At 69.7% G+C, this 6,080-nt stretch carries 5 protein-coding genes; 3 read left to right on the forward strand and 2 right to left on the reverse strand.

The window, feature by feature from the left end:
* The 3 genes from AB0C27_RS53950 to AB0C27_RS53960 form a co-directional block, all read left to right on the forward strand.
* On the forward strand, positions 1 to 408 hold a 408-nt coding region (locus AB0C27_RS53950; protein ID WP_357862691.1), incomplete at its 5' end, for a tetratricopeptide repeat protein.
* 300 nt (positions 409 to 708) lie between these two features.
* Entirely contained in the window at positions 709 to 3,216 is a 2,508-nt protein-coding gene (gene fxsT, locus AB0C27_RS53955; protein ID WP_357862692.1) for an FxSxx-COOH system tetratricopeptide repeat protein, read from the forward strand.
* A 453-nt stretch (positions 3,217 to 3,669) separates the two neighbouring features.
* Positions 3,670 to 4,821 (forward strand): pentapeptide repeat-containing protein, encoded by a 1,152-nt coding sequence (locus tag AB0C27_RS53960; RefSeq protein ID WP_357862694.1) that lies wholly within the window; start codon positions 3,670 to 3,672, stop codon positions 4,819 to 4,821.
* A gap of 209 nt (positions 4,822 to 5,030) precedes the next feature.
* On the opposite strand, the gene AB0C27_RS53965 is transcribed toward AB0C27_RS53960, so the two are convergent.
* Entirely contained in the window at positions 5,031 to 5,678 is a 648-nt protein-coding gene (locus AB0C27_RS53965) for a recombinase family protein (protein WP_357862696.1), read from the reverse strand.
* A gap of 136 nt (positions 5,679 to 5,814) precedes the next feature.
* A partial coding sequence (locus tag AB0C27_RS53970; protein WP_357862698.1) for a tetratricopeptide repeat protein occupies positions 5,815 to 6,080 on the reverse strand: 266 nt, incomplete at its 5' end.

Raw genomic sequence — 6,080 nt, forward strand, 5'->3', positions numbered from 1 at the left:
CTGCGGGCGCGGGCTGAGGCCGGCGACGGGGCCGCCGCCGGGTGGCTGGCCGATCTGCTGGTCAAGCAGGGGGAGGTAGAGGAAGCACGGAACCTCTTGAGGGCGCGGGTCGAGGCTGGCGACGAGACTGCCGCCTGGTGGCTGACCAGGCTCGGGCTGGGGGAAGCGGAGGAGGAGCTGAACCTCGTGCGGGCACGAGCTGAGGCCGGCGATGGGGTCGCCGCCGGGTTGTTGGCTGGGCTGCTGGCTGAGCAGGGCCGGGTGGAGGAACTGCGGGCGCGGGTCGAGGCTGGCGACAGGTCCGCCGGCTGGCTGCTGGTGAGTACGCTGGAGCGTCGAGGGTGTCAGGAAGAAGCCGATCGGGTGCGCCGCGTCGGGCTGTCACTGCGGGCGGAGGAGGATCACTGACGTTCGGGCTTTCACCGGCTCAATCATCCCGGCCGATGGCAGCGGATCTTCGCGCCGATGTCTCCTATCGCAGATAGTGAGTCACTATCTGCGATAACGCGGAGGCTGACCAGGGAGAGCACCACCCGCATGGCCAGTGACTTGCCCTGCTTATCTGCGTTAGCCCCTTTCGCGCGCCTCGATGACGGTGGCGCGCTGGCTCACGTCCGCCAGAGCGCACCCTGCTTGGGCCGAACGGCGTTTCGGTTGTATGGGCACGGATGCATCACGTGATCTTGGCTGAGGCTTCATGATGCCGGTATGCGCAGGCGCGTGCCGGTATGGGCCGGAAGTACGGTCGCGGCGGCGGCCATCATTGGGCTGGCCATCTACCTGGCATGGGTCGGCCTGGATAACGCCGACAAGCTGGCCAGCGTGATCGGGCTCTTCGTCGCCCTGGCCGGACTGGCTGTGGCCGCCTACAGGCTCACCGCCAGCCGTCCCCCAGCCCCGGGGCAAGGGCTGCAGCGACTGGACGGTGAGTCGACCGTTGGTCAACCGTCGATCGCGCTCCAGGGCAGCAATGCGGGCATCATCTCAACCGGCGAGGGCGCGACCAACGTGCAACTGCACGCCCACGCCTCCGAGCATGGCCACGTCACTCAGACGGTGCTGCCCGTGGACGCGCTGCGGCCGGTCACCGAGGTGAGCGCGCCGCCGGCGATGGTGAACGTGCCCGGGCATCGGCAGGTGTTCGTCGGGCGCGGCGGCGAGTTGGCCGCGCTGGAGGCGGCGCTGGGCGCAAGAGGGCCGGTGGTGGTGGCCGCGGTGCACGGGCTCGGCGGGGTGGGCAAGTCGACGCTGGCCGCCCGCTATGCCGCGGCGCAGGCCGGGGCGTGGAATCCGGTGTGGTGGATCACCGCTGACACCTCCGAGGCGGTGCGGGCCGGGCTGGCCGCGCTGATGGTCGCGCTGCAGCCGGAACTGGCCACGGCGTTGCCGCTGGAGGCCCTGGCCGAGCGCGCTGTTGGTTGGCTGTCCGCCCATGAGGGGTGGCTGCTGGTGCTCGATGACGTGGTCGACCCCGCTGATGTGCGGCCGCTGCTGGAGCGGACCCTGGCCGGGCAGGTGCTGGTGACCAGCCGGCTGGGCGAGGGTTGGCATCGGCTGGACGCCCAGGTGCTGCGCCTAGACGTGCTGGACGAGCGAGAAGCGGTCGAACTGCTGATCCGGATCGCCGCCCCGGCCCTTCCCTCGGATGTCGTGCAGGCCGACCTCGATGGAAATCTGCCCGAGGACTTGGATGGGGCGGTCGAGCTGGTACGTGAGCTGGGGTACTTACCCCTGGCGGTCGAGCAGGCGGCCGCGTATCTGCACCAGACCCGGCTGACTCCCCGCGCCTACCTCGGCGTGCTCACAGACCAGCCGGCGGTGATGTACGACCGGACGGCCCGCGGCGCCGATGCCGAGCGGGCCGTCGCCCGCCTTTGGCGGCTCACACTCGACCGGCTGACCGATGTCCCCCTGGCCGGGCAGCTGCTGCGCCTCCTAGCCTGGTACGGCGCCGAACCCATCCCTGGCACCCTGCTGCTGGAGGGCCTGGAAGCGACGGCGCCAGAGGTGCAGCAGGCCCTGGGGGATCTGGCCGCCTACAACATGATCAGCCTCGACAGTGCGGTGGTCACCGTCCACCGCCTCGTCCAAGCCGTCGCCCGCACTCCCGACCCTGACGATCCGCATCGCCAGGCCGTCGACATCGATACCGCCCGCGACCAGGCCACTCATGTGCTCAGTGGCGCTCTACCCCAACCGCCGTCCGACCCTGCCGGCTGGCCAGTGTGGCGTGCACTATTACCGCACATCGAGGCTCTCGCCGCGCACGCATCCCCTGCCATCGACACAGCCACGACCGCACTGTTGCTCAACGAGGCCGGAGTTTTCCTGAAAAACCAGGGTGCCATCGCCCGTGCAATCGGCTACTACAAACGGGCACGCATGGCCTGTGAGCGGGCGCTGGGCGCGGACCACCCCCACACCCTGATTTCCCGTAACAACCTCGCGGTCGCCTACGAGGCGACGGGGGATGTGGGCCGGGCCATCTCCCTGTTCGAGGCGACGCTGGCGGATCGGGAGCGGGTGCTCGGCACCGACCACCCCGACACCCTGACTTCCCGCAACAACCTCGCCGCCGCCTACGAGGCGGCGGGGGATGTGGGCCGGGCCATCCCGCTGTATGAGGCGACGCTGGCGGATCGGGAGCGGGTGCTCGGCGGCGATCACCCCCACACCCTGATTTCCCGTAACAACCTCGCGGTCGCCTACGAGGCGACGGGGGATGTGGGCCGGGCCATCTCCCTGTTCGAGGCGACGCTGGCGGATCGGGAGCGAGTGCTCGGCGGCGATCACCCCCACACCCTGTCCTCCCGTAACAACCTCGCCGCCGCCTACAAGAGAGCGGGGGATGTGGGCCGGGCCATCCCGCTGTATGAGGCGACGCTGGCCGACTGTGAGCGGGTGCTCGGCACCGACCACCCCGACACCCTGATTTCCCGTAACAACCTCGCGGTCGCCTACGGGTCGGCGGGGGATGTGGGCCGGGCCATCCTGCTGTATGAGGCGACGCTGGCGGATCGGGAGCGGGTGCTGGGCACCGATCACCCCGACACCCTGATTTCCCGTAACAACCTCGCCGCCGCCTACAAGAGAGCGGGGGATGTGGGCCGGGCCATCCCGCTTTATGAGGCGACGCTGGCCGACTGTGAGCGGGTGCTCGGCACCGACCACCCATTGACGAAGACTGTGCGAGCCAACTTGTCGGCGCTTGGATAGCCCGTCGCTCGGATGCGATCTCCCTACGCTGGCGATCTCTGATCAGCGCCGAGCTCTCGGACTTCGGGGTTGAGGAACCTGCGGACAGCCGTTGGCGGTACCGGCGAGTGACTTAGCAGGACGCTTCGACAGGGCCCTCGGTCGGGATGAGCACGGGCGGACTCGGGGTGCCGTTAAGAACCGTGCCACCAGCCCCAAACCACGGGATCCCTACGGGAGACCTGATCACGACTTGGCACGTCTTTGGTCGATTGATCGCCATGCGCAGGCTGCAATCGATGTATGCCTCTGCCCTCGTGGCCAGCCCGTCGCCGTGCTGCGGACCCAGACAATCCGTTCACGGCGCCCGCGCCATCTCGGCGACGACCCCGGGGAAGCGGTGGGTGGATCATTCTGACGGTGCTGGCGGTGGGCGCTGCCGTAGGGCTTACCGCGTGGTGGTTGTGGTCCGGCTTGCCGCCGTTGAAGCCCGCCCAGGCGGCGACGGCGCGGATCGATGTCATCCGTACCGCGCTCGCGGCCGGGGCCGGGGCGGGTGCCGCGATCACACTGATGCTGGCGTTCCGCCGGCAGCGGCACCAGGAGATCGTCGCCGCGAGCGCCGAGCATGACGCCAGCGAGCGGCGTGTCACCGAGCTGTACACCAAGGCGGCCGAGCAGCTCGGCAGCGACCAGGCCCCGGTCCGGCTGGCTGGACTCTACGCGCTGGATCGTCTGGCCCAGGACACCCCGGAGCTGCGCCAGACGATCGTGGATGTGTTCTGCGCCTACCTGCGCATGCCCTACACCCCGCCCCACGAGCAAGGGCGCGGCGAGAAGATCCGCACCGCGCAGCGGGCCGCCCGTGCCAAGGGTGCGCCGTCCTCGGGCCCGGCCGGTGACCGGGACCCGTACGAGGAATACCAGGTGCGCCTCACCGCCCAGTGCATCCTGGCCAACCACCTCGGCTATGCCCCACCCCCACAGGGTCGCGCCGACCCTCACGCACGGTACTGGCCCGCTACCCGCCTCGACCTCACCGGGGCAGCCCTGGTCGGCTTCAACCTCGACGGCTGCCGCATCGGTGAAGCCCAGTTCGGCGGGGCGACCTTCACCGGCGTCGCCCAGTTCGGCGGGGCGACCTTCACCGGCGACGCTTGGTTCGGCGGGGCGACCTTCACCGGTGCTGCCCAGTTCGGCGGGGCGACCTTCACCAGCGACGCTTGGTTCGGCATAAGGGGCTTCACCGGCGACGTCTGGTGGGGGACCTTCACCGACCACCCTTGGTTCCGCGGGGCGACCTTCACTGCCGACGCCCGGTTCGACGGGGCGACCTTCACCGGCGACGCTTGGTTCGGCGGGGCGACCTTCACCGGTGCTGCCCAGTTCGGCGGGGCGACCTTCACCGGCGACGCCCAGTTCGGCGGGGCGCGTGGGGCGGAACGCGTGGAGCTGGACGGAGCTCGCGTGCTGCGCCCCGACGCGGGGCACGCGTGGCCGCCCGGGTGGAAGCTGGTGGCCGAAACGGACGGGGAGGTGGTGTTGCGCCGGGAGCCGTCCGCGCCGCCGGCCGACGCGCGACCCGGCCCGCAGGAGGCGGGCCCGGACGCGACCGAAGCGCCTTGACATAACGGGCCTTACCGGGCAGCACGACCTGCGCGAACGCCTTTCACCCCGCCCTCACGGCAGCACCTGCCGGACTTATCCCACGATGTTCGAAGCCCAGGTGTAGCCCGCCCGGCAGGCCGACCGGACCTGGTTTGGGGCAGGTGACGCGTTTCTTAACGGCACCCCAAGTTACTCGCCGGTACCGCCAACGGCTGTCCGCAGGTTCCTCAACCCCGGACTTGGCCGCTTTCGCGGAGGCGCCTCAGGTCGGGAATGTGGTTGTACAGCGTCCCTGCTGAAACGCCTAGGAGCTTGGCGATCGAAGTGATCGAGTTCTCCGGGTTGGGCAGCATATCGCGGGCAGCGCGCAGCAGTTCGGGGGTGATGACGGTGGGGCGGCCGCCGGTGCGACCGCGAGCACGCGCCGCGGCCAGGCCGTCGCGGGTGCCGGCGACGATGAGCTCGCGGATGAACTCCGCAAGGGCAGCGAAGACGTGGAAGATGAGGCGGCCGCCGGGGGTGGTGGTGTCGAGGTTCTCGTGCAGGGAGGTGAAGCCGATCTCGCGCTTGCGGAGGTTGCCGACCATGGTGATGAGGTCGGCCAGGGAACGTCCGTAGCGGTCCAGGGAGGGTACGACTAGGGTGTCGCCCTCGGTCAGGAACGCATGGCAGGCCGCCAGCTCTGGCCGTTCGGCGGTCTTGCCGGACTTCTTGTCGGCGAACACGCGCCGGCATCCGGCTGTCTTGAGGGTGTCGAGTTGGCGTTCGAGGTTCTGGCCGGCGGTGGAGACGCGGGCATAGCCGATGCGGATCTCGCTGCGGTGGGAGGGGAAGGCGGCCAGCGGGTCGGCGGGCAGATGCGGGGCGTCGGTCACGTCCGTCATTCTCTCAACAAACGGTGTTCGGAGGTTGTTGAACCGCTGAGGTTGTTGAACGAGTTTTTGAAGGCTTTCCGAGTCTTCTGAAGGCCGGTCGGGCTGGTCTTCAAAAAACGATCGTTAAATGAAGCCATCACCCACCCGGCTTCGTTCCCTCTGCCTCCCCCGTCCAGCGGGCGAGGTTGTGCCGGGTGATCAGGGTGTTGGGGTGCTCGGCGCCCAGGACGCGCTCGCGGATGGGGAGTAGGGCGGCGTACTGGTCGCGGGCGGCGGCCGCGTCCCCCGCCTCCCCCGTCCAGTAGGCGAGGTTGTGCCGGGTGATCAGGGTGTCGGGGTGCTCGGCGCCCAGGACGCGCTCGCGGATGGGGAGTAGGGCGGCGTACTGGTCGCGGGCGGCGG

The organism is Nonomuraea sp. NPDC048882 (genome assembly GCF_040649755.1).
In the GTDB taxonomy this organism is placed as follows: Bacteria; Actinomycetota; Actinomycetes; order Streptosporangiales; family Streptosporangiaceae; genus Nonomuraea; species Nonomuraea maheshkhaliensis.